Source organism: Methylophaga pinxianii (assembly GCF_020447225.1).
GTDB classification, from domain to species: Bacteria; Pseudomonadota; Gammaproteobacteria; order Nitrosococcales; family Methylophagaceae; genus Methylophaga; species Methylophaga pinxianii.
This window is the reverse complement of record NZ_JAJAEO010000162.1, coordinates 12,437-35,042: the sequence shown is the minus strand read 5'-3', so window position 1 is coordinate 35,042 and position 22,606 is coordinate 12,437. Positions and strand designations below refer to the sequence as shown.

General features: G+C 46.2%; 19 protein-coding genes. 7 read left to right on the top strand and 12 right to left on the bottom strand.

Annotation, left to right across the window (positions count from 1 at the left end; all coding sequences use genetic code 11):
• Positions 1–41: 41 nt before the first annotated feature.
• On the bottom strand, positions 42–494 hold the full coding sequence (gene tsaE, locus LGT40_RS06255) for a tRNA (adenosine(37)-N6)-threonylcarbamoyltransferase complex ATPase subunit type 1 TsaE (RefSeq protein ID WP_226071495.1): 453 nt from the start codon (positions 492–494) through the stop codon (positions 42–44).
• Positions 494–1,984 (bottom strand): NAD(P)H-hydrate dehydratase, encoded by a 1,491-nt coding sequence (locus LGT40_RS06250; protein WP_226071496.1) that lies wholly within the window; start codon positions 1,982–1,984, stop codon positions 494–496. Before LGT40_RS06250 ends, tsaE begins: the two co-directional genes overlap by 1 nt.
• A 48-nt stretch (positions 1,985–2,032) precedes the next feature.
• Here LGT40_RS06250 and queG point away from each other — a divergent pair, with 48 nt between their 5' ends.
• The 4 genes from queG to LGT40_RS06230 all read left to right on the top strand — a co-directional run bounded on the left by queG (position 2,033) and on the right by LGT40_RS06230 (position 8,794).
• Entirely contained in the window at positions 2,033–3,106 is a 1,074-nt protein-coding gene (gene queG / locus LGT40_RS06245) for a tRNA epoxyqueuosine(34) reductase QueG (protein ID WP_226071497.1), read from the top strand.
• A 60-nt stretch (positions 3,107–3,166) separates the two neighbouring features.
• A complete protein-coding gene (locus LGT40_RS06240) occupies positions 3,167–5,104 on the top strand; it encodes a methyl-accepting chemotaxis protein (protein ID WP_226071498.1) in 1,938 nt (645 codons plus the stop codon).
• A gap of 28 nt (positions 5,105–5,132) precedes the next feature.
• Positions 5,133–7,016: a PhoX family protein gene (locus LGT40_RS06235; RefSeq protein ID WP_226071500.1), complete on the top strand. Its 1,884-nt coding sequence runs from the start codon at positions 5,133–5,135 to the stop codon at positions 7,014–7,016.
• 278 nt (positions 7,017–7,294) lie between these two features.
• Positions 7,295–8,794 carry an alkaline phosphatase D family protein gene (locus LGT40_RS06230; RefSeq protein ID WP_226071501.1) on the top strand — a complete coding sequence of 500 codons (1,500 nt, stop codon included), beginning with the start codon at positions 7,295–7,297 and terminating at the stop codon, positions 8,792–8,794.
• A gap of 31 nt (positions 8,795–8,825) precedes the next feature.
• Here the strand turns inward: LGT40_RS06230 and LGT40_RS06225 are convergent, their stop codons facing one another.
• The 6 genes from LGT40_RS06225 to orn form a co-directional block, all read right to left on the bottom strand.
• A complete protein-coding gene (locus tag LGT40_RS06225; RefSeq protein WP_226071503.1) occupies positions 8,826–10,229 on the bottom strand; it encodes a cryptochrome/photolyase family protein in 1,404 nt (467 codons plus the stop codon).
• Positions 10,230–10,238: 9 nt separating this feature from the next.
• A complete protein-coding gene (locus LGT40_RS06220; protein ID WP_226071504.1) occupies positions 10,239–11,771 on the bottom strand; it encodes a cryptochrome/photolyase family protein in 1,533 nt (510 codons plus the stop codon).
• Positions 11,764–12,177, bottom strand: coding sequence for a DUF3429 domain-containing protein (locus tag LGT40_RS06215; protein ID WP_226071505.1), 414 nt, complete (start codon positions 12,175–12,177; stop codon positions 11,764–11,766). The genes LGT40_RS06220 and LGT40_RS06215 overlap by 8 nt, the downstream gene beginning before the upstream one ends.
• Positions 12,177–13,622, bottom strand: a complete 1,446-nt coding sequence (locus LGT40_RS06210; RefSeq protein ID WP_226071506.1) for an exonuclease domain-containing protein — start codon at positions 13,620–13,622, stop codon at positions 12,177–12,179. The genes LGT40_RS06215 and LGT40_RS06210 overlap by 1 nt, the downstream gene beginning before the upstream one ends.
• On the bottom strand, positions 13,619–13,771 hold the full coding sequence (locus tag LGT40_RS06205) for a DUF2256 domain-containing protein (protein WP_226071507.1): 153 nt from the start codon (positions 13,769–13,771) through the stop codon (positions 13,619–13,621). The genes LGT40_RS06210 and LGT40_RS06205 overlap by 4 nt, the downstream gene beginning before the upstream one ends.
• Positions 13,772–13,858: 87 nt before the next feature.
• Positions 13,859–14,410, bottom strand: coding sequence for an oligoribonuclease (gene orn / locus LGT40_RS06200; protein ID WP_226071508.1), 552 nt, complete (start codon positions 14,408–14,410; stop codon positions 13,859–13,861).
• Positions 14,411–14,519: 109 nt separating this feature from the next.
• On the opposite strand from orn, the gene LGT40_RS06195 reads away from it, so the two are divergent.
• Complete coding sequence (locus LGT40_RS06195) at positions 14,520–15,764, top strand: M48 family metallopeptidase (protein ID WP_226071509.1); 1,245 nt, start codon at positions 14,520–14,522, stop codon at positions 15,762–15,764.
• Between the two features lie 3 nt (positions 15,765–15,767).
• Positions 15,768–16,043 (top strand): cytochrome c, encoded by a 276-nt coding sequence (locus LGT40_RS06190; RefSeq protein WP_226071510.1) that lies wholly within the window; start codon positions 15,768–15,770, stop codon positions 16,041–16,043.
• Here the strand turns inward: LGT40_RS06190 and LGT40_RS06185 are convergent, their stop codons facing one another.
• From LGT40_RS06185 to trxB, 4 genes are all read right to left on the bottom strand, one after another.
• Positions 16,044–17,081, bottom strand: a complete 1,038-nt coding sequence (locus LGT40_RS06185) for a GGDEF domain-containing protein (RefSeq protein WP_226071512.1) — start codon at positions 17,079–17,081, stop codon at positions 16,044–16,046.
• 27 nt (positions 17,082–17,108) lie between these two features.
• Positions 17,109–18,428: an MFS transporter gene (locus tag LGT40_RS06180; protein ID WP_226071514.1), complete on the bottom strand. Its 1,320-nt coding sequence runs from the start codon at positions 18,426–18,428 to the stop codon at positions 17,109–17,111.
• Positions 18,429–18,680: 252 nt separating this feature from the next.
• Positions 18,681–19,127 (bottom strand): universal stress protein, encoded by a 447-nt coding sequence (locus LGT40_RS06175; protein ID WP_226071516.1) that lies wholly within the window; start codon positions 19,125–19,127, stop codon positions 18,681–18,683.
• Between the two features lie 54 nt (positions 19,128–19,181).
• Positions 19,182–20,120, bottom strand: coding sequence for a thioredoxin-disulfide reductase (gene trxB, locus LGT40_RS06170; protein ID WP_226071517.1), 939 nt, complete (start codon positions 20,118–20,120; stop codon positions 19,182–19,184).
• A 134-nt stretch (positions 20,121–20,254) separates the two neighbouring features.
• Between trxB and LGT40_RS06165 the strand changes: the two genes are divergently transcribed.
• Positions 20,255–22,555: a DNA translocase FtsK gene (locus tag LGT40_RS06165; RefSeq protein ID WP_226071518.1), complete on the top strand. Its 2,301-nt coding sequence runs from the start codon at positions 20,255–20,257 to the stop codon at positions 22,553–22,555.
• The last annotated feature ends 51 nt before the right edge of the window (positions 22,556–22,606 follow it).

The following is a 22,606-nucleotide window of genomic DNA, read 5'->3' as shown; positions in this document are numbered from 1 at the left end:
TTTTTTCTATATTTTTAAATAAGATAGCGTGTAATGCTGAATTAATTGTGAAGTTTATCGCAGATAATCGATGCCGCCGCAGAAAAAGGGGTGAAAGTCACTTGTCTGCCCGACTTCTGATAATTCAACGAGATAAGCAGATCTGGTTCAGGCAGGACACCCTTGCCTTGTTCCGGCCATTCAATGAATGACAGGGCATGAGAGGAAAAATAATCCTCAATGCCGAGATAAAGCAATTCTTCCGGATCGGCTAGTCGATAAAGGTCGAAATGATAAATATCCCGTGCATTGATATGGTAATGTTCAACCAGCGTGTAGGTTGGGCTTTTTACTTTGCCAGTATGACCCAGCGCGGTAAGCAGCCCTCTTACAAATGTGGTTTTACCGGCACCCAAATCGCCTTTCAAATGAATGCAGAATGCTGAGTCAGGCAGTAAGCTAGCCAGCTCAGCAGCCAGATCCAGAGTAGCTTGTTCGTCAATGAGCCAACACATCAGTAGATAAGATTGGCTAATTGACGCAGATGAGACATAAGGTCCATTGCCAGCATACCGCGTTCTCCATCGATTGCAGCGGCTTTATCTGCCGCCATACCATGTAAGGTTACCCCCACGCAGGCAGCCTCCATTATTGGGAAATGTTGCGCTATCAGGCCACCAACAACGCCGGCCAGAACGTCCCCCATGCCACCACTGCCCATGCCAGGGTTACCCCAGGTAGACAATCGTAGCGGGGATTGACCATTACAAATCAATGTACCGGCCCCTTTCAAAATCACCACACCCCCATAACGCTTTTGCAGTTCATAAACTGCAGCAAAGCGGTCGGCCTGAATTTCTTTCGTGCTGCAACCTAATAACCGTGCTGCCTCACCTGGGTGTGGGGTAAGGACCCAGTTATCGCGATATTGTGGATTTTTACTCAATAGATTTAAAGCATCTGCATCAACCACCATGGGCAGCTTGGACTCAATTGCTTTGTCAAACAGCGAGCTTCCCCAGTTATTTTGTCCCAGACCGGGACCGATGGTTATGACATTCACTCGTTGTAACAGCTCTTCCAACTCATGAGTCTCTTCTATGCCATGACACATTAACTCGGGACGGGTAAGGTTTAACGTGGTCGCATGGGCCTTTCGGGTTGCAATACTGGTTAAACCTGCTCCTATCCGAGCTCCTGCTTCTGCTGCAAGGCGCGCGGCACCGGACATCCCATGTTCACCACCAATAATGACTAAATGTCCATATAAACCTTTATGCCCTGTGCGTTCACGCTGAACCAGTCCGGTCGCATCGTTTTCAAGACTGACGCGACAGGCGAAAGGACTAAAAGCGTTATAAACAGCCGATGGTACGTTTAGCGAATCAAAGCCGATTTCACCACAATAATCTGGCCCATCGCCGGTAAACAAGCCTTGATTCAAGCCAAGAAAACTGATCGTGAGGGTTGCACGAACCGCATGCCCCATTTTCTGGCCAGTATCCGCATGTATGCCGGAGGGAATATCAAGTGATAGCACCGGTATATGGGGAGAGTAAGTATTGATAGTCTCAATCGCCAAAGCGTAGTCGCCAGTTATTTCACGGCTAAGTCCAATACCAAATAGTGCATCTATAATTACATCAGCAGGAGGTAACACATTTTCAAACGGATGAATGTCGATACCATTTGCGATAGCAGTATTGCGGGCTGCCGTAGTTTCATCACTCATGTTTTTGCCATCGCCGACCTGAAATACACTGACATGATAACCATTGGCAATCGCCTGACCCGCAAGCTCGAAACCGTCCCCGCCATTATTTCCAGCACCACAAACCACGACAAGATGTTCGGCCTGTGGCCAGTGCGTTTTTATCGAAGCCAAAGCGGCAGCGCCTGCGCGTGACATTAATTCTGCAGCAGAAATAGCGTACTGCTGAATGACAATGCGTTCCAGCTCACGGATTTGTTCGGCTGTATATAGCGCGTGTGGCAAGTTCGACATAAAAAATATAGTCCCGAGGAAGGCGTTCAGTTCACTATAATAGCTTGCATGACCGATCCGAATACAGTGCAGTTCTCCCGTGCGCTTCTTGCTGACATGCAAACCTGGGCACGTTCTCTGGGTTTTCAACAGCTCGGCGTGAGTGATATTGACCTGTCAGTAGCAGAGCAACAATTGCAACAATGGCTCGCACGCGGCTTTCATGGTGAGATGGACTTTATGGAGCGCCATGGCAGTTTACGGAGTCATCCCGAAGAATTAGTACCGGGCACTATTCGTGTGATTACCGCCAGAATGGATTACTGGCCAGAAACCGCTGCTAATGCCTGGCAGGTAATGGGCGAAAGTGAACTGGGCTTTATTTCCCGCTATGCTCTTGGTCGCGATTATCACAAGCTAATACGTAAGCGTTTACTTCGGTTGTCACAGCGTATTGAAGAGGCTGTAGGCCAAATGGGTTATCGAGTATTTACTGATAGTGCACCGGTAATGGAAAAAGCGCTGGCACAAAAATCGGGACTGGGCTGGATAGGCAAACATACCAATGTATTAAACCGGCAAAATGGCTCTTATTTTTTTCTGGGTGAAATCTACACCGATCTTCCCTTACCGTTGACCGAACCGGTGACAGAGCATTGCGGCAGTTGCACTGCATGTATTGATATCTGCCCGACGCAGGCGATCGTGGCACCCTACGAACTTGATGCCCGACGCTGTATTTCCTATCTGACCATAGAGTTACGCGGCAGTATTCCGCACGAGTTACGCTCCATGATGGGAAATCGTATTTATGGTTGTGATGATTGTCAGTTAGTGTGTCCGTGGAACAAATTTGCCCAAATGACTACGGAATCAGCCTATTTACCCCGTGAAGGTCTTGATGCACCAAAACTGGTGGACTTATTCGGCTGGACTGAACAGGAATTTCTGCAGCGTTTGGAAGGAAGTCCCATCCGCCGTATAGGATATGAATGCTGGTTGCGAAATATTGCGGTGGCGCTGGGCAATGCCCAAACCAGTGACTCGGTGGTGAGCGCATTGAAGAGTCGACTTGAACATTCATCGGAAATGGTTCGTGAGCATGTGCAATGGGCATTGGAACAACATCGTGCCGCGTCATAAAGCTGTCATTAATAGTCGATAGAGTCTCGTGCCTGTATGCCTAGTTAACCAGGAGCGGACGTGAGATTAAGTGTGGTATCAAGATGGCTGGCAGTATTTATGGCTGTTGGATTAATGATTGCAGTGCTGGCGGGGATATGGGGGTGGCAGCAATTAGATAAACCCTATCAAATCACGCAACAGTTCCAGCAATTTAAATCTCGCTTTGATATTGAAGTGCGTGTTTTGCTGGCCCGCTATCTGGCGTCAGGCGATGCTGACTTGCTGCAACAGGCGGAGTCCCAGCTTATCGAATTGTCCACGGTGAAACAGGGCTGGCTTAATGAACAGGACAATCAGACAATTCAATCTGCCATCAGCCTGCTGCAGGAAAAAGTGTTTGAGGTGCGTGAAGCCGGAAAACTGGCCGGTAATCCACAAGCATTATTAATTCAAAACGAACGGGAACGAGATGGTGAAATTGGTCTTTTGATCGATTACGCTCAACATAATGAGGCACAATCTCATCCTTATCAGCAAGCCTTTACAGCACAACTGGCAGAGCTGAGTCGTCAGCTGAATGATATTGGCAGGCTGCGTCAGCGTTATATCGAATTACAAACCGATGAGATTCAATCAGCCTTAATGGCGGCTAATTTAGCGTTTCTAAACAAAGTAGAACAATTAAACAGCTTGCCGAGATTTGGCATTTATTCAGAAGTGAATACTGAAGCTTTGATTCCGAAAGAGCCGGAAGAGCTTGGCCAGTTAGGCATTGACTCGTTGCTTTCGCTCAGTAGACGTTATGAAAAAGAATTGAGTAATACTTTGCAATTTGATCAGCAGTTACAGGAAAAACGCCTGGCTTTAGGCAGCGAAATTTCAGCATTTTCTGATACTCTGGATCAATTTCAGTTAAAAATTGAAGCGATTAAACAGGCGATCAGCCAGCGCGTGCAATGGATCATGATTATGATGGTCGTGGTGTTGATTGCAACCATCTTGCTTTTCTATTTATTACAGAAACGTCTCATTCGATTTTTATTACAACTGGAACATTATTTAAGTCAGATGATAAAAAGCAATTTCCAACAAAGTCTGGTTTCTGCCTTGCCATTCAGAGAAACACGCTCAGTGGAACAGTCGGCACTTAAACTGCAAAGTTATTTTGCACAGTTAATTGATAAGCTTAACCAACAATCGCAAACAGTATTGTCTGCCAGTAATGAGCTACAGACCGCCTCCATGCAAGCTGTTACGGTTAATCAGCAACAAATAGCGGCTACCGAGGAGGTTTCGGCAGCGGTTACTGAATTATCCTATTCTTTTAAAGAAGTGGCTCATAGCGCAACCAATGCCGCTGAATCTACCGAGCAAGCATCACAGGCAACGGAGCAGGCCAGTCAACGACTTATCAGTGCTGCCGAGGCCAGCAGGCAACTCGCTGAAGAGTTGATGGCGTTCGAAACGACGATGAATACATTGGAAAAGCGTGGAAAAGATATCAGTCAGGTGTTGGTAGTGATTCAAAGTGTGGCCGAACAAACTAATCTGTTAGCCTTGAATGCTGCTATTGAGGCAGCGAGAGCCGGGGAACATGGTCGTGGCTTCAGTGTGGTGGCCGATGAAGTTCGTCAATTGGCTACCAGAACCAAACAATCTACCGAAGAAATTCAGGCCATTATTGTTGATTTGGTCAAAAGCAGTAGCGAAGCCGCTGAAACAGTTAGATCACAGAGTCTGTCTGCAGAGCAATGTGCTGAACAAGGTTTAAAAGCGAAAACCGCTATGACGCCTGTCATTGCTGCGGTGCAGAACATTCATCAGATAAACGCGTCGATCGCCACCGCAACCCAGCAACAAACGGCGGTGGTCGATGACATTGCCAGAAGTACTGAACAGATTAAACAACGCTCTGATAGTGTGAATCAGCAAATTATGGAAATTGAGCAGTCAGGTCAGAGTCTGAATCAGGTGAGTCTGAGCCTGAATCAATTGGTGGGGCAACTTAAACAATAACGGATATATATCTTTGTCAGGTAAAAGCATGATGAACAATCACTTTGACAAACTGTTGCAAAAGCAATTATCGCGACGGTCAGTATTGCAGATCGGATTGGGCGCAATGCTGGCATCTGCCATGTCATTATCTTCTGCGACGACAATGCTGCGGCATCATTCTTCGCTGCTGGGTTTCAAACCGATCCCTGCAGCGGATTTGCTGGATGAGGTGGTGGTTCCTGAAGGATATACCGCAAAGGTTTTTTACCGTTGGGGGGATCCGGTTTCTGCTGGACCAGCTTTCAATATGGACGCCAGCAACAGCGCTGCTGACCAATTGCAACAGGCCGGTATGCATCACGATGCCTTGCAGTATTTTCCGCTGCCAAAAGGATCTGACAATAATGATCATGGTCTGCTGGTGATGAATCATGAATATCTGGATCTGGATGTTATTCACAGTGATGGTAGCCATACACATTCACCAAAAACCTATACGGCTGATAAAGTTGCCAAAGAGCAAAATGCGCATGGTGTATCGCTGATTGAGGTCAAACAGGTTGCCGGTCAATGGCAAATAGTCAGACCTTCCCACTATGCCCGTCGCCTGACGGCTAATACTCAAATGCGGATTAGCGGCCCGGCAGCAGGACATGCGTTGATGCAAACCCATGCCGATCCTGAAGGGCAAAATGTGTTAGGTACCTTAAATAATTGCGCCAATGGTAAAACCCCATGGGGAACCTATTTAACCTGCGAAGAAAATTTTCATTATTACTTTGTGGCTGATCCCAAACAGCCCGGTGATAGTGTTACCAAACGTCGCTGGCAACGTTATAAGCTAGGCTTCAGTTATTACGGCTGGCAGCAGTTTGATAGCCGGTTTGATTTAACTAAAGAACCGAATGAAGCCAATCGTTTTGGCTGGGTAGTGGAATTTGATCCGTATGATCCACAGAGTATTTCGGTTAAACGTACTGCGCTGGGCCGTTTTGCTCATGAAAATGTGGTGCACAAAATAGGTAAGGATGGCCGGTTGGCGTTTTACTCAGGTGATGATTCCAAATTTGAATATATCTATAAATTTATTACCCGAGATAGCTGGGATGGCACGCTTGGGGTGCAGCATGGTCGTTTGCTGGATGACGGTATTCTGTATGTCGCCCGTTTTGAGGAAGATGGCAGTGCCCGCTGGTTGCCACTAGTGTTTGGTGAAAATGGTTTAACGGCGGAAAACGGCTTTATGGATCAGGCAGATGTTCTGATTCATGCACGTACGGCGGCAGATATTGTTGGTGCAACCAAAATGGATCGCCCTGAATGGATAACGGTGCATCCGCATACCGATGAGGTATTTGTTTCACTGACCAATAACAGTGATCGCGGCAATGAAGGCAAACCTGCTAAAGATGCCGCCAATCCACGCAATCAGAATTTGTTCGGTCATATCATCAAATTCAATGAGACTGATGCCACCGCAACCGAATTTAACTGGCAGGTATTTGTACTCGCTGACGAAGGTGAGGGCGAACAATTTGCCAATCCGGATGGCTTATATATCGATGATCGCGGCGTATTGTGGATTCAGACGGATGTCAGTGCCAGTGTGATGAATGATGGACCGTTTAAAAAATTTGGCAATAACCAGATGCTGGCGGCTGATCCCACCACAGGTGAAATCCGCCGTTTTCTGACGGGACCAGTCGGCTGTGAAGTCACCGGCGTTATCATGACGCCGGATATGAAAACCATGTGGGTCAATATTCAACATCCTGGTGAAATGCTGAATGTATTGGAAAGCCAGGGTCTTAATAAATCTCCTCAAAACCCGAATGCGGCCAGCAACTGGCCTGATCATCAACCAAATGGCCGCCCTCGATCTGCCACGGTGCTGATCACTAAACAAGATGGTGGGATGATTGGAACGTGATTAATTGCTGGTTAATCACCACAAAGCTACGCAGAGCATAGGGAGTTAAAAGCGATTTATCCGCAAATTTTGCAGCTGGACGCAGATTAATATAGAAGCAATGTTGATTTACCATGTCTCCCTGAATACCAGGATTGGTATTTTAAAAACATCCTAGGTTGGTGCTGAGGAACGAAACCCAACTAAACCTACCAACGTTATTTATTACTCTCAATGCCTTCGTGATTATTCCAAAAATATGCAATCATCTTGCAGTGGATAAATCCAGGGAGATAAATATGGCTGCTTCATTAATGGTTGGCCCCTTACTTGGGGTCGAGTCAGACAGAAATTACACGGTATGTTTTCTGACCGATAAAACTGTCCATTCTGCCAAGGTCATTATGGATGGAGTTTCAATTCAGGCGATGCAAGTTCAGACAACACCCAAAGGATATTTCTGGCGTGTTGAAGCAGAAATATCAGCAGACAGTTCAGGGAAGTTTGTCAGTTATACCGTTCAACTAAATGACCAAACCGCTAGTGATAAACAGGGCCGTGATCGCTGGACGTTTTATGTGCCAGGTTCGGATGAAAAGCCGCTTTTTGCCTATACCTCCTGCAATGGTTTTTCCAGCGCCGATATTCTCACCAAAACCGAAAATCCATACGCCTTGTGGGAAGACATGCAGCGCAAGCATTATCAGCAACCCTTTTCCCTGCTGATGATGGGCGGCGATCAACTTTATGCAGATGAAATCTGGTCGGCTGTAACGGAATTAAAAAAATGGTTACAACTGACTAAAGCAGAAAGAATCTCACGTACTTTTAATAGCAATATGCGTGATCAGGTCGATCGTTTTTATGAAAACCTATACTGCCAGCGTTGGGATAATCCGGCCATGTCTCTGATGATGGCCTCCATTCCAACCGTCATGATGTGGGATGATCATGACATATTTGATGGATGGGGCAGCTATCCAGAAGATATGCAGCAATGCGATGTCTATCAGGGCGTGTATGAGATTGCGAAACGTTATTTTGAGTTATTCCAGATCCGTAGCAGTAAAAATATCAGCTTGTTGGATAATCAGGCGAATCATTATGCTTTTGCTTTTTTATTCCGGGACTACCATATCCTGGCACTCGATAATCGCGCCGAGCGCACGCTTGAGCAGGTCATGAGTTCCAATCAATGGCGAATGGTGAATGATTATCTTGAAAACAAGGTGAACAACGGTGATTTATTCGTCATGTCAGCTGTACCGGTTGTTTATCGTGACTTTTCATTTACCGAAGCCAGTTTTGATACCACACCCTGGGAAGAAGAACTGACCGATGATTTGAAAGATCACTGGCGTTCCAAAGAACATCAGGGAGAACGAGCCCGATTAATTATGCGTTTGCTGCAAAATGCTGAAAAACGCTACAAAATTAAGTCCCAACATCAGAAAACGGTGATTCTGTCTGGTGATGTTCATCTGGGGTGTCTTGGGGTGATTAATGATTCACGCAAACATGATCGACCACTGAAAATTCACCAGGTTGTGTCCTCTGGCATATTGCATCCTTCGCCAAGCCGTATTGCCTGGTTGGGTATTATGGCTGTCACAAATGATCGAGATGAGTTTCTTAATGAAGATGGAACCATCAAAATATCCATGTTGAAACCATTTGGTTCAGATAAATATATTCGTGCCCGAAACTATTTGACCCTTGAGGAAGGGACCGATGACAAACTTTGGGTTAACTGGATATGCGATCAAAGCGCGCAAAAACCAAGCTATCCGCTAGAGTAAAAGACACAACGAAAAGCCCATCGGCTACCGGCTAGAGCTGATCTTTCGGCAAATCCTGAAACGCTGCAATCGCATCCTTTCTGGCCTGTTTGTAATCCACTATCGGTTGCGGATAGCCGCACTGATCACGTAATTCTGCTGGTGGATTGTGTAGTTGCTTGATGGGCACATCCTTTAATTCAGTGACAAAGCGTTTGATAAATAATCCTTGTGGATCATAGCGTTCAGATTGCAGGGTAGGATTAAAGACGCGAAAGTAGGGCGCTGCGTCGACGCCGGTCGATGCGCTCCATTGCCAGCCACCGTTATTGGCGGCAAATTCTCCATCAATAAGCGTTTGCATAAAAAACTGTTCACCACGACGCCAGTCGAGCAACAATAGTTTGCTGAGAAAGCTGGCAGTGATCATTCTCAGTCGATTATGCATCCATCCGGTTTGATTGAGCTGGCGCATCGCGGCATCAACAATCGGGAAACCGGTTTTGCCTTCGCACCAGGCTTTAAAGCTGGCTTCATCATCACGCCAGAGAACCTGTTCGGTTTCCGGTTTAAACGCTTTACGCATGCTCAGGCGGGGAAAATACAATAGCAATTGCCGGTAAAAGTCCCGCCAGGCAAGTTCGCGAAGCCAGTCGTCATGACGCCAGTCCCGATTGGCTTCGCCACAATAAAACTGAATGGTGGCGAGCAATCTTCTTGGCCCTAACTGACCGTTGGCCAGATAAGGAGACAAAGTGCTGGTAGCCGGTTTGCTGGGAAAATCGCGTTGGGTTTTATAATCATCGAGTTTGATTTCACAAAATGCCGAAAGCCTTTCCAATGCTTTTTGTTCATTACCGGGCCATAAATCATCACGAAAATCGCTCGCCCAATCGCATTTTAATAATTCTGGTTTTAAGGCTTTGCCCTGTGATTTTGGCTCGGAATAAGGAGCTTGCTGAATATCTTCGAGGATTTGCAACCAGCGGCGGTAATATGGGGTGAAAACTTTGAAGGGTTCATCCTGCTGGGTTTTTACCGGTAAGGCGACCAGTAAATCTTCAGCGAGCATATGCACATTAATAGCGGCATGAGTTAATGCATCGGTAACGGCCTTATCACGACGTTGTTCATCCAGCGGCGTTTCGGCCTGAAACCAGATATCGCTGATATGTTGTTGGTTGCAGAGATTGAGCAATTCAGCGGGGATATCGGCAAAATAATCCACTTGCAATAAATGAAAGGCAATGCCCAATTGAGCAAGTCGATCAGCGATATCCTGTAGTGCTGCAGCACGAAGTCCCAGTTTGGCGGGGGATTCATCGTGTTGCTGCCATTGTTGGGGTGTGGCGCAGAACACTACCTGGATCGGGCCTTGTTCAGCGGCGAGTGCCAATGCCGGATGATCATCCAGGCGTAAATCATTGCGTAACCAGACCAGTTGCGTTGCTTGCATGGTGTTTCCTTACGGTAAGTTTCTGAACAGGTATTCAGCACGCTGACTGATGGCCTGTTGTTCATCTTGAGATTTGTTGTACCAGTTTTTGACCTGCATGCCGAGGCGAGGATTTTTGCTGAGCAAGTCCTGATGCCGGTCGACAAAATGCCAATACAGTGTGGTGATGGGACAGGCATTGTCACCACTGGCCTGTTTGGGATCAAAAGGGCAGGACTGGCAGTAATTGGACATGCGATTGATATAGGCGCCGCTGGCAATATAAGGTTTGGACCCGACGATGCCACCATCAGCATATTGGCTCATGCCCAGTGTATTGGGGATTTCCACCCAGGCAACGGCATCGACATACATTGCCAAATACCACTCGTGAATCGCTTTAGGTTTAACACCCCATAACAAGGCAAACAAGCCAGTCACCATCAGCCGTTGAATATGATGACCATAACCATGATCCAGGACTTGTTTAACACTCTGATGCAGGCAGGTCATGTCAGTTCCGGCATCCCAATATAAAGCTGGCAGGTTTCGTCGGGCATTGAGGGCATTCATTTTTAGCCAGTCATCACGATAGCTCCAGTAGAGACCTCGTACATATTCGCGCCAGCCAAGAATCTGCCGAATAAAGCCCTCAGCGGCATTCAGGGGAATATGTTTATCTCTATAAGCTTGTTCTGTTGCAGCAATCACTTCTTTGGGTGAGAGCAACTTCAGGTTCAGACAGGTCGATAAGCGTGAATGATAGAGCCAGGGTTCATCAGTCCACATGGCATCCTGATAATCACCGAAGTGTTTCAGTCGATGCTGAATAAAATCCTTTAATGCCGCTGATGCCTGTTGCCGTGTGACTGGCCAGTTGAATTGTTCAATATTGCCGTAGAGATCCGGCAGATATTTTTCCATATCAAGGATGACTTGGCGGGTGATGTTGTCGGCTTCAAACAGCAACGGTTCAGGCATTTTGCTGGGGCCGGTTTTACCAAAGCTTTTGCGATTATCCTTATCAAAATTCCATTGACCACCGACAGGCTCATCATCTTCTATTAGAATTTGCCGGCTTTTACGCAGCTCGCGGTACCAATATTCCATGCGGGGTTGTTTGCGATCAGCCAGCCAGGCTTTGAATTCACCTTTTTCACTGATGAAATGTTGATCGGCCAGCCACTCAATCTCGATGTTAAAATCCCTGGCGCATTGCTGTAGCTCGTTTATCACTCGGACATCACCAGGCAAGACGCAGCGGATTTTTTCAAATGAATCTAATTTCAATGTGGCAGATAAGGCGTCATAAAAACGGTTGTGTTTATCGCTTAGCGACCAATAGAGCAGAGGATAATTATCTGACTTGAGCTGTTCAGCAAAGTGTCGCATTGCCGATAAAAACAACACGGTACGTTGTTTACTGGATAAATAATCTGTGGACTCAGCCGTCACTTCGGCCATCCACAGGCGATCACTCTGATGATTAAAGTCTTCAAATAATAGACTTTTGGCATCAAGCTGGTCACCAAGGATCAGATTGAGATAACGCAACTTAGACATTTAATGTCGAAAGTGCCGCCAGCCATAACGCGAATGCGGCGCCATAGGATAAATGACCCCGTAATCGCATCAGCTCAGCGGAATAAATTTCACTCAGTTGCTGCCGTTCGTAAATATGTAAACCGATAAACGATAAGGCTGCCAGCCACAGCCAGTAATGGGTTGGTGATAATAACCAGCACCAGGCCCATAACATTGTACTGACACTGACTATGGCGACATGTCGTGGTAGCTTTTCAACGCTGCTCATATACCAGAGTAACCCACCTAAAAAACTGAATATCAGCGCGGCATAACTGAGTAGCCAGTCGATTGCGTATAAAAAGCCCAGCCAGCTCATCATGTCCAGGCCAAAGAAAGGCAGTAGTCCGGCATAACCTAAAATGCGATGACGAGTAGTGATCATCAGGCCTCCTCGGTTGGTAAACGTAAGGTTTCAATCTGTAGTTGTTTGGGACGCAGTTTTAACAAAAATCGTAGCTGAATTTTGTAGGCATCCAAATCAAAATAGTGTGGTTCAGCAAAGCGCTGTTGCAGCTTTTCGTATGCATCGTGCTCATTTTTAATGGTGCCGAGATAGAGCCATTGGTCAATCAAATGAAAATGTGCTGCCGTATAATCCCCATCAACGGGCAATTCGGTAATCACAATCGGGCCGGGCCATGGCCATTGCTGATTTTTGAGACCAGATAACGCCATTTGCAAACGCAAGTTATAGCGCAATGCGGATTCCTCTCCACAACAGGCGCCAGCACATTTTTTTAATTGATAGCCAAAACAGCTTTTTTTGGTTTTTTCCAGGCCACAGAGTTTTTGACACAGCTGATGTTCAGTAATCAATTCGAGTAGTTTTTTTTCAGCCTGTTTCTGGCTACGGAATAATCCATAACGCTGGCTGATATCCGGTGGCTGATGCAAGTCAGCCATTTCAATCGTGGTGCGCTGGTACCCATTATCATCCATAGTTACAGCGATTTGGTACAGTCGTTTGGCTTTGGTCTGCCGACGGTTGTAGCGCGGAGTCTTGCTTTTAATTAACTGGTTTTCCAGCAGCTGTGCGCCAAAGTCGGAGGGTGTCTCAATAAAATCGATATGCTGCAGCTGTTGCTGCATTTCGCTGCTACGCAATTTGCCATTCTGTACAAAATGACTGAGGACGCGTTGTTTGATATTAACTGATTTGCCTATATATAGCAGGCCGCCATGTTCATCAAAAAACTGATACACCCCGGGTCGTTCTGGCAGTTTATTGATTTCAGCTATATCAAGGTGACTGGGCAAACGGGTTTGTTGTGATAATTGTTTACAGGCTTGCTGGATAGTGGACTCATCAAAATCATGTTGAGTCTGCTGGAAAAATTCAAGAATCACCTGGGCATCATCCATGGCCCGGTGCCGTTGACTAATGGTCAATCCAAGCCGGGCGACAATCGCATCGATACCATGACGACGTTGCTCGGGGTATAACAGACGACTGATCTTTACTGAACAAAGTGTTTTGGCTGAAAAGATAATGCCTGTTCGACGAAATGATTCACGAATAAATCCATAATCAAAGCGTACATGGTGAGCAACAAAGACTTTATCGGCTAAGCGTTGTTGTAATTCTTCAGCAATGTCGGCAAAGGATGGCTGGTTTACCACCATTGAATCGGTAATGCCTGTTAACTTGCTTATCCAGGGTGGAATGCTGATACCCGGGTTGATCAGCGTTTGCCACCGGTCAGTCACAACCCCATCGGTGATTTCAATAAGAGCAATTTCGGTGAGGCGGTCGCGAATAGTATTCCCTCCGGTGGTCTCACAATCGAGCAAAACCATTTTTTCCGGAAATCCGAATAAAGGGATCATAAACTATTAACCTGCTTACGCTGGCGACGGCATCTATCGGAACAATATAAAACCTGCTCCCAGCATTGACGCCATTTTTTTCGCCAGCTGAATGGACGTTTACAGACGAGACACTGTTTTGACGGTAAGTGTGGTTTGAGATGCGCCATTACAATCGCAAGATTAATTGAGTGTAATGATCATCCTGCGAGCGTCGTGAAATTACCGTGAATGATAATGAATCAATAAAGGCGAATTTATTCTGGCACTTTGATCATATGCTCGCGATAGTGTTGCAGTTCGCGAATTGAGTCCTTGATATCATCCATCGCCAGATGGGATGATTTTTTCTTGAACGATTTTTCAACTTTAGGTGCCCAGCGACGCGCGATTTCCTTGAAACTGCTGACGTCCAGATTGCGATAATGAAAATAGGCTTCCAATTCGGGCATCAAGCGCGCCATAAAACGACGATCCTGACAGATGCTGTTGCCGCACATAGGGGAAATACCCGCAGGCACATGTTTTTTCAGAAATTCCAGTGTTTCCTGCTCAGCCTGTTCAACGGAGACAACACTGCTTCGAACCCGTTCGGTGAGACCTGAACCACCGTGTTGTTTGGTGTTCCATTCATCCATGCCCGCCAGAATCGTGTCTGGTTGATGAATCGCAATGATGGGGCCTTCTGCCAAAATATTCAGTTCGCTGTCAGTGACAATTGTGGCGATTTCGATAATATAGTCGTTATTGGTATCGAGACCGGTCATCTCCAGGTCAATCCAGATCAGGTTATGTTTGCTTTTGGCCATGAGCTCCGTCTTTTTATTGCTACAGAATTAGGTGAACTATGTTGCCATTGATTGTATCAAAGGCTAATGTACACGACACCTTATACGATTCTAACTGGTTTAAAAAATTATGAATGAATTTAGCTGGATATTTTTAATTGCCCTCGCGCTGATGACGGGGATAGAGATTTGGTTATCATTACGTCAACGTCGCCATGTGCTGGCAAATCGTGATGAAGTACCTGCCGCATTTCGCGAGCAAATTGGTTTGGCCGCTCACCAAAAAGCTGCTGATTACACTGTGGCCAAAGGCGCCCAAATGCGTCGTGAAAGTTTGTTTGGCGCCATTGTGTTGATTCTCTGGACGTTGGGGGGCGGATTAGCCCTGCTATCCGGTGCCTGGGAAGAGCTGGGCTGGTCTGCCATGACAACCGGAGTGGTACTGATTTTAAGTTTTCTGGTAATTGGTTCACTACTGGAACTGCCCTTGTCCTGGTATCGAACCTTTGTAATGGAAGAGAAATTCGGTTTTAACCGTAATACCCCGGCCTTATTTTTAGGTGACTTTGGCAAACAGATGTTATTGATGTTAGTTCTTGGCGCACCGATTGCGTGGGTAACCTTATGGTTAATGAACAGTACCGGTGAGTTCTGGTGGCTATATCTGTGGGCTGCCTGGATGGTTTTTGCTGTGGTGATGATGTGGGCTTATCCAGCCTTTATCGCCCCGTTATTTAACAAGTTTACGCCGTTGGATGATGCCGACCTCAAACAGAAGGTCGAAAGTCTACTGCAACGTTGTGGTTTTAAAAGCCAAGGCATTTATGTAATGGATGGTTCACGTCGCAGTGGACATGGCAATGCCTATTTCACTGGCTTGGGCAATAATAAACGTATCGTATTTTTTGATACCTTGCTCAATACCTTGAATGAAGATCAGATTGAAGCGGTGCTGGCGCATGAGCTTGGCCATTTCCGTCGCAAGCATGTGGTCAAAAATATGCTGTTGATGGCGATTATGAGTCTGGTCGGTCTGGCATTATTGGGCTGGGCTTCAACACAAACCTGGTTTTACACTGGATTGGGTGTTGAGACACAAAATAATGCAATTGCCTTAATTCTATTTATGCTGGTTATTCCCGTGTTCAGCTTTTTCTTGCATCCGTTAATGACCTCGCTCTCACGTAAGTATGAATTTGAAGCCGATGCCTATGCCGCATCCGTTTCTAACGCTGATGATTTGATTACGGCTCTGGTGGCGCTTTACAAGGAAAATGCCAGTACGTTGACACCGGATCCTTTAGTGTCAGCTATTTACGATTCGCATCCTCCTGCATCGCTGCGTATAGCGGCATTGCAAACAAGGTCCGTTTGATTAATGCGTTATTTGATCGCAATGCTTTTTCTGGGTGTCAGCGCGACAGCGCTGGCACAGGGAAAACAATTACACGATAATAACTGCATGCAATGTCATGCCTCGCTGACCGGTGGTCAACCAAATTCGCTATATACTCGTGCAGAGCGAGGAGTGAAAAGTCTGGATGGATTAAATAAGCGGGTAGCAAACTGCGCGATTGCAGCCGATGTGAACTGGACTCCAGCTCAGCAAAAACAAGTAGTGGATTATCTCAACAGTCAGTTTTATAAATTCTGACTAGCGTAGCGTAATACAATTCCGGCCGGCCGCTTTTGATTCATACAAAGCGACATCGGCACGTTCAATGATATTCAAAGTGGTATCCCCGGGCTGATATTGGCTGAGGCCGACAGAAACCGTTACCGTTCCGATAGTTTCTTCACTGTCTTTTTTCTTCAGATTGCTGTTGGCCAGTTGCTGACGAATGACATCGGCAATTTGTACTGCTTTGTGAGCAGGGATATCCATAAAAATTAATGCCATTTCTTCCCCACCAAAACGTGCGGCAATATGAGGCTCATTCTGACAATGTTTTTTCAGCAGGCTGGCAAAAAACTGCAGAACCCGGTCTCCAAGTAAATGACCGAACTTGTCGTTTACCAGTTTAAAGTTATCAATATCAAACAGGGCAAAGGTAAATAGGGTTTCGCCTTTGTGGCAAAGTTCACCCAGTTTCTGATTCAGACAGCCCCGATTTAACAAACCCGTCAGACTATCAGTTTTAGCCTGCTGCTTTACCGCTTCCAGTTCTTTTCGCAGTTTGAGAATTTCCTGGGTGGTTTCAGCCAGTTCGTGTTTCAGGTCGCTGCTTGATTGGCCAAGTTTACGAGTATTTTCCAGAATTTCTGAAAGGAATCCTTTGATTTCAGAAATATCGTCTGATCGTTCCAGTCTGGATTGTTGAACCGCTAAATCCTCAGAAAAATCATCTGCCGCCAGTTCCACTCTATTGATTTGATTTATCGTATTGTCAACAACCAGTCTGAGACCATTATTCGTCGCCTCAAGCCTTTCCGGCATCCCCATCAAGACATATTTTTCATACAGCTGTTGAGTGATTTCAGCAGTGATTTTCTGTTGTTTTTGCAATCGACTATCGATGGCTTTTTTTAATTCCTGATTGGTGCCTGCTACATATTCATACCAGACAGCGTAGTTAACCGGGTTCACCGGCGTTTGATGTTGATTGATAAAAGGTAATGTTCGACGCAGATTTTCAGAGGCTTGATGAAAAGGCTCGGTATAGACAGGTGGGAATGATGATGGTGTCGACACAAAATTATCCTTCTTGATGAGGTTTATTCAAGCAAATTTGCGTTTTAATTTGAACAACACTGGACCAATCAATAAAACAGCCAACCAGGGTAAATATGTTAAAAATAATGCGCTCGATGTATTCGCTTTAGCCACCATATACGTGAGTATTAGGAAACTGATCATTGTCAGATTCTGTACCCAGTTATTTGCAGCCAAAACACTTCCTAATTGAGTGATATCAGCATGCGTCTGGATTAATGCATTGAGCGGAATAATAAACAAACCGCCAAAAAAACCAAAGCCAATTATGCTCAGAGCAAACGGTATGACCGCAGTGAGGTAAGGAATAGTAAATAGCATCGCTATCATTCCCATCGCACCAACTAAAATGACCGAGAAATAGATCTGTTGACGGCAAAGTTTACCCGCCAATAATGAACCGCTGATAATGCCAAGACCTGAGCAGGCAAGTAAGCCTTGAATCACAATGGTATTGTCTTCGTTAAGGACAATTTTGGCAAAAGCGGGGAACACCGCCAGCATCGTTTGAGAAAGTGCCCAGAACAAGGATAATCCAAGAATTGAAAACCAGATGATAGGATTCGAGGTAACCAGTTTAACATTGGTTTTTAACTGTTTGCCCTGCCCATAGGCTTTCCAGTTGAACTGTTTGTCAGATTGGCCTGATAGCTTTACTGGCAAACGCCAGGCTAACCATAATTCCAATAATGAAAGACCAACCAGACACCAGCCCAATGGCGCAATCAATCGAATAATATCGGCCTCATTCTGATAAGTCTGACCGCTTAATAGCCATTCGAACAGCACGGTAAAAACAATGATGCCACTTAGAATGGCCACGATACTGGTTGCCTGAAGAAAACCATTGGCCGGTGCGATTTCATTTTTGCCAGCCAATTCACGAATATAACCATATTTAGCCGGCGAATAAATGGCACTTTGGGCCGCCAGAACAAAGGTCAATGCAAAGGCAAAAATAAACCAACCCTGATAATAGGAAAGTGTTATCAGCAGGGTAACCATCACGGCAGAAAGAGCTGACCATCGCATGATGCCCGGTTTGGCAAACCGATCTGAAAGATAACCCGCAGGCGTAAATAACAGAATAAATGGCAGGAGAATCAGAGCGTTAACAATGGCTGTCAGGCCCACTTGTGCAGCATCATCGTAAATCTTGAAAATGGTATTTTGCACAATAATCTTATGGCCCAGATCCACCATAGCATTAATAAATGCCACAGCAAGAAAGGGGGCTAGGGTCTGTCTATCTTTCATGGCCACCTCTGTTGTGACTGAAATGCACCAATCCAGGCGCGAGGAGAGCAGTTTGTGAGATACATTCATGTCTCTCACCTTCGGGGCTGACGCTCAAAAACGCTCCCGGCGTTTTTGTAATCATTTTAAATAAACAACGAGCAACGAAGAGTGGTGCACTTTCAGCCTCAACGCGAAGGGCGGCTATTTTCGTCCAACTGCCTTGGAAATGACTTATGCAGATCAGCTACATCGATCATTTCCGCCTTGTTTGACAAACCTCCAGTGGTGGTCTGAAAGATAGACCGACCCTAAAGCCGACAGTCGTAAAGCCTCTTTGGGTTAACTTTTATCCTGAAGTCGGACTGCCAATACATCACAAAGGGCATGGTGCAATATGGCGTTAGCGGTCGAACCCAATAACATTTTGATGCCTTTTCGACCATGTGAACCAACGACTATCAGGTCCACATTATTTTCTTCTGCAATACGTACGATATCTCGGCCGGGACTGCCAAACTCAATCCACTGATTCTCGGTTGCTATATCAAATTTCTGGCCCAAAGCGGATAACTGTTTTTTACCAGCATCGAGTAATGCATCCCGCATATCAGCATCCACACTGATCATTGGTTCATAGGCAAAATCGGTTAACGGAAAATCTTCGACGATGTGACAAAGGCTCAAACGTGTGTTGTTAGCTGCCGCCAAGGCTTTGGCACGTTGAATGACCATATCAGTATGATCGGAAAAATCCGCTGCAATTAGAATATGTTGATAAAGGGCCATTGCTATCTCTCCTAGGAAATAAAAAAAGCAGAGAAATCCCTGCCTTAATTAGTATTATTTTTCACTTTCCAGAAAACGCTCGGCATCCAGTGCCGCCATACAACCAGCACCAGCTGAAGTAATCGCTTGACGATAAATGGGATCGGACACATCCCCCGCCGCAAATACACCAGGAATACTGGTTTGCGTGCCTTTTTTGAGGATAATGTAATCGTGTTGCATCTCCAATTGGCCTTTAAACATAGCCGTATTTGGCTGGTGACCAATGGCAATAAATACGCCCTGGACAGCAAACTCCTGAGTATTATCGTTTTCTGTGCTTTTAACACGAATACCTGTGACACCGGCGTCATCCCCCAGTACTTCGTCCAAAGTATGGTTCCAGAGGATTTCGACATTCCCATTTTCAGCTTTTTTCAATAACTGATTACTCAGGATCTTTTCGCTACGGAAGCTGTCACGACGATGGATAACGGTTACTTTCGAAGCAATATTCGATAGATACAATGCTTCTTCTACTGCTGTATTACCACCACCGATAACGGCGACCGGCTGATTTTTATAGAAAAAACCATCACAGGTGGCACAAGCTGAAACGCCGCGTCCTTTAAAGGCTTCTTCAGATTCCATTCCCAGATATTTGGCTGACGCACCGGTGGCAATGATCAAGGCATCTGCAGTGTATTCGCCTGCATCGCCAGTGAGTTTAAATGGACGCTGGCTTAAATCCGCAGTATGGATATGATCAAAAATAATGTCGGTGCCAAAACGCTCAGCATGTTTTTGCATGCGTTGCATCAACTCTGGACCTTGAACGCCATCAGCATCTCCAGGCCAATTATCAACATCCGTGGTGGTTGTCAGCTGACCGCCTTGTTCAATACCGGTAATTAAAACGGGTTCCAGAGCAGCACGAGCAGCATAAACCGCGGCTGTATAGCCCGCAGGGCCTGAGCCTAGAATCAAGAGTCGGCAGTGTTTGCTGTCCGCCATAAGAGTGTCTCCCAGTATCGAATAAAAAACGAATGGATTAGAGTACCCATTGCTTTACCTTTGGACAAGCATCACTTGTTAAAACCTGTGTTAGAATTTGCTCTTAATTAATTGGCTTCATTGGAATTATCACATTGGCACAAGCGACACGGGCAAACGACAAAAATAAAACAGATGTCACCGCTGGCGCAGTCGGATTCAGACTTCGTGAAGCAGCACTGATTCTGGCGCTGGCTTTGGCAGCTTATTTACTTCTGTCATTAATAACCTACGAACCCACTGACCCGGGTTGGTCGACTACCGGAACCGATGATCTTATCGCGAATCGGGGCGGTATCGTGGGGGCGTGGTTAGCTGATGCGTTGTTATATGGTTTTGGTTTCCCGGCTTACCTTGCGCCTTTTATGGTGGGTTTTAGCGGTTGGCTTTTATTTAGTTGGGGCAAGCGGGCAGATGGCGATGATGCATTACATTTCTGGGTATTGAAAGCTGTCGGGCTAGTGATGGCGCTGGCTGCGGCCAGCGGTCTGTCTTCCTTGAGCTTGATGGATTACGCAGCATTGTTGCCACTGGGAGCCGGTGGTGTACTGGGTGAAGTGGTGGGCCATGGTTTTGAATCGGTTTTTGGCGCATCAGGTACCAGCTTATTATTATTGGCCTTATTGCTGACCGGGGTAACGTTATTCACGGGATTATCCTGGCTCATGGTGATTGATCGCCTCGGGGCTGTGGCCATGGTGGTGCTGATTCATGTAGCTCGCTGGAGTCGTGAGGTGCAAGGTAATTTGCAAGTCAGACGTACCCGCCAGCAACGTGAAGAAAGCTTTATCGCACAGAAAGAAAAAATGCAGCATAAGGCGAAAGTTCGGCTAGAACCTCAATTACAGGTAAAAGAGCCGAGTAAACGTGAAGAGAAAGAACGACAGCAACCTTTATTCGAGACGCCAGATGCGCCTGGTATGCCGACGTTATCTCTATTAGATCTCCCTAAAGCTGTTTCAGCCGGTTACAGCGAAGAAGTCTTGCAAGCCTTATCTCGTCTGGTGGAATTGAAATTAAAAGATTTTGGGGTGGAAGTACAGGTGGTTGAAGTGCAACCTGGTCCAGTGGTTACCCGTTTTGAATTACAACCTGCAGCCGGTATTAAAGTCAGTCGTATCAGTGGGCTGGCGAAAGATCTGGCCAGGGCCTTATCAATAACCAGTGTACGTATTGTAGAAATTATTCCCGGTAAACCGTTCGTTGGTCTGGAAATTCCCAATGAAATTCGCGAGGTGGTGCGTTTACGTGAAATCCTGGCGTGCAGTGATTATGAAAACAGCAAATCGCCGCTGGTGATGGCCTTGGGTAAAGACATCGCTGGCAGGCCGGTGGTGGCAAACCTTGAAAAAATGCCACATTTATTGGTGGCGGGCACGACGGGTTCCGGTAAGTCAGTCGCGGTCAATGCAATGATTCTGAGTCTGCTTTACAAAGCAACACCTAAAGATGTTCGCCTGATCATGGTAGATCCCAAAATGCTGGAATTATCAATTTACGAAGATATTCCACATTTGTTGACTCCGGTGGTTACCGATATGAAAGAAGCCGCCAATGCGCTGCGTTGGTGTGTGGCTGAAATGGAAAGACGCTATCCGCTGATGGCAGCCTTGGGCGTGCGTAATATCGCAGGCTTTAACAAAAAAGTGCAGGATGCCATCGATAGTGGTGAACCGATCCCCGATCCATTGGCTGAAGTGTTACCTGGAGAACCGATTCCTACATTGGAGACTCTGCCATTTATTGTCGTCATCATCGACGAACTGGCCGATATGATGATGGTGGTGGGTAAGCAGGTGGAAGAATTAATTGCTCGACTCGCACAGAAAGCTCGGGCTGCCGGTATTCATTTAATTCTGGCAACCCAAAGACCGTCAGTGGATGTTATTACCGGTCTGATTAAAGCTAATATTCCGACACGAATGGCATTTCAGGTATCGTCGCGAATTGATTCACGCACTATCCTGGATCAGATGGGTGCTGAGCAGTTATTGGGACAGGGCGATATGTTATATCTGCCTCCTGGCAGTGGTTTACCTGAACGGGTACATGGCGCGTTTGTCGATGATCACGAAGTGCATGCGGTGGTCAATTTTCTGAAAACACAGGGTGGGCCGAATTATCTGGAAGAAATTACCCAGGATAATTCTGATGATGATGGTGAAAGTGGGGGCGTTGGCGATGCCAGCGATGGGGAAACAGATCCGCTTTATGACCAGGCCGTGCAGATTGTGACAGAGAGCCGTCGTGCTTCGGTTTCCGGGGTACAGCGCCGACTGAAAATTGGCTATAACCGGGCCGCCCGTATTGTGGAAGCGATGGAAGCTGCTGGTGTGGTTTCTGCCATGCAAAGTAATGGCAGCAGGGAAGTACTGGCGCCACCACCACGCAACTAATGCAATTAGTGGGTCATATCTGCTGTCTTAGCTATTCTGAATTTATTTGGA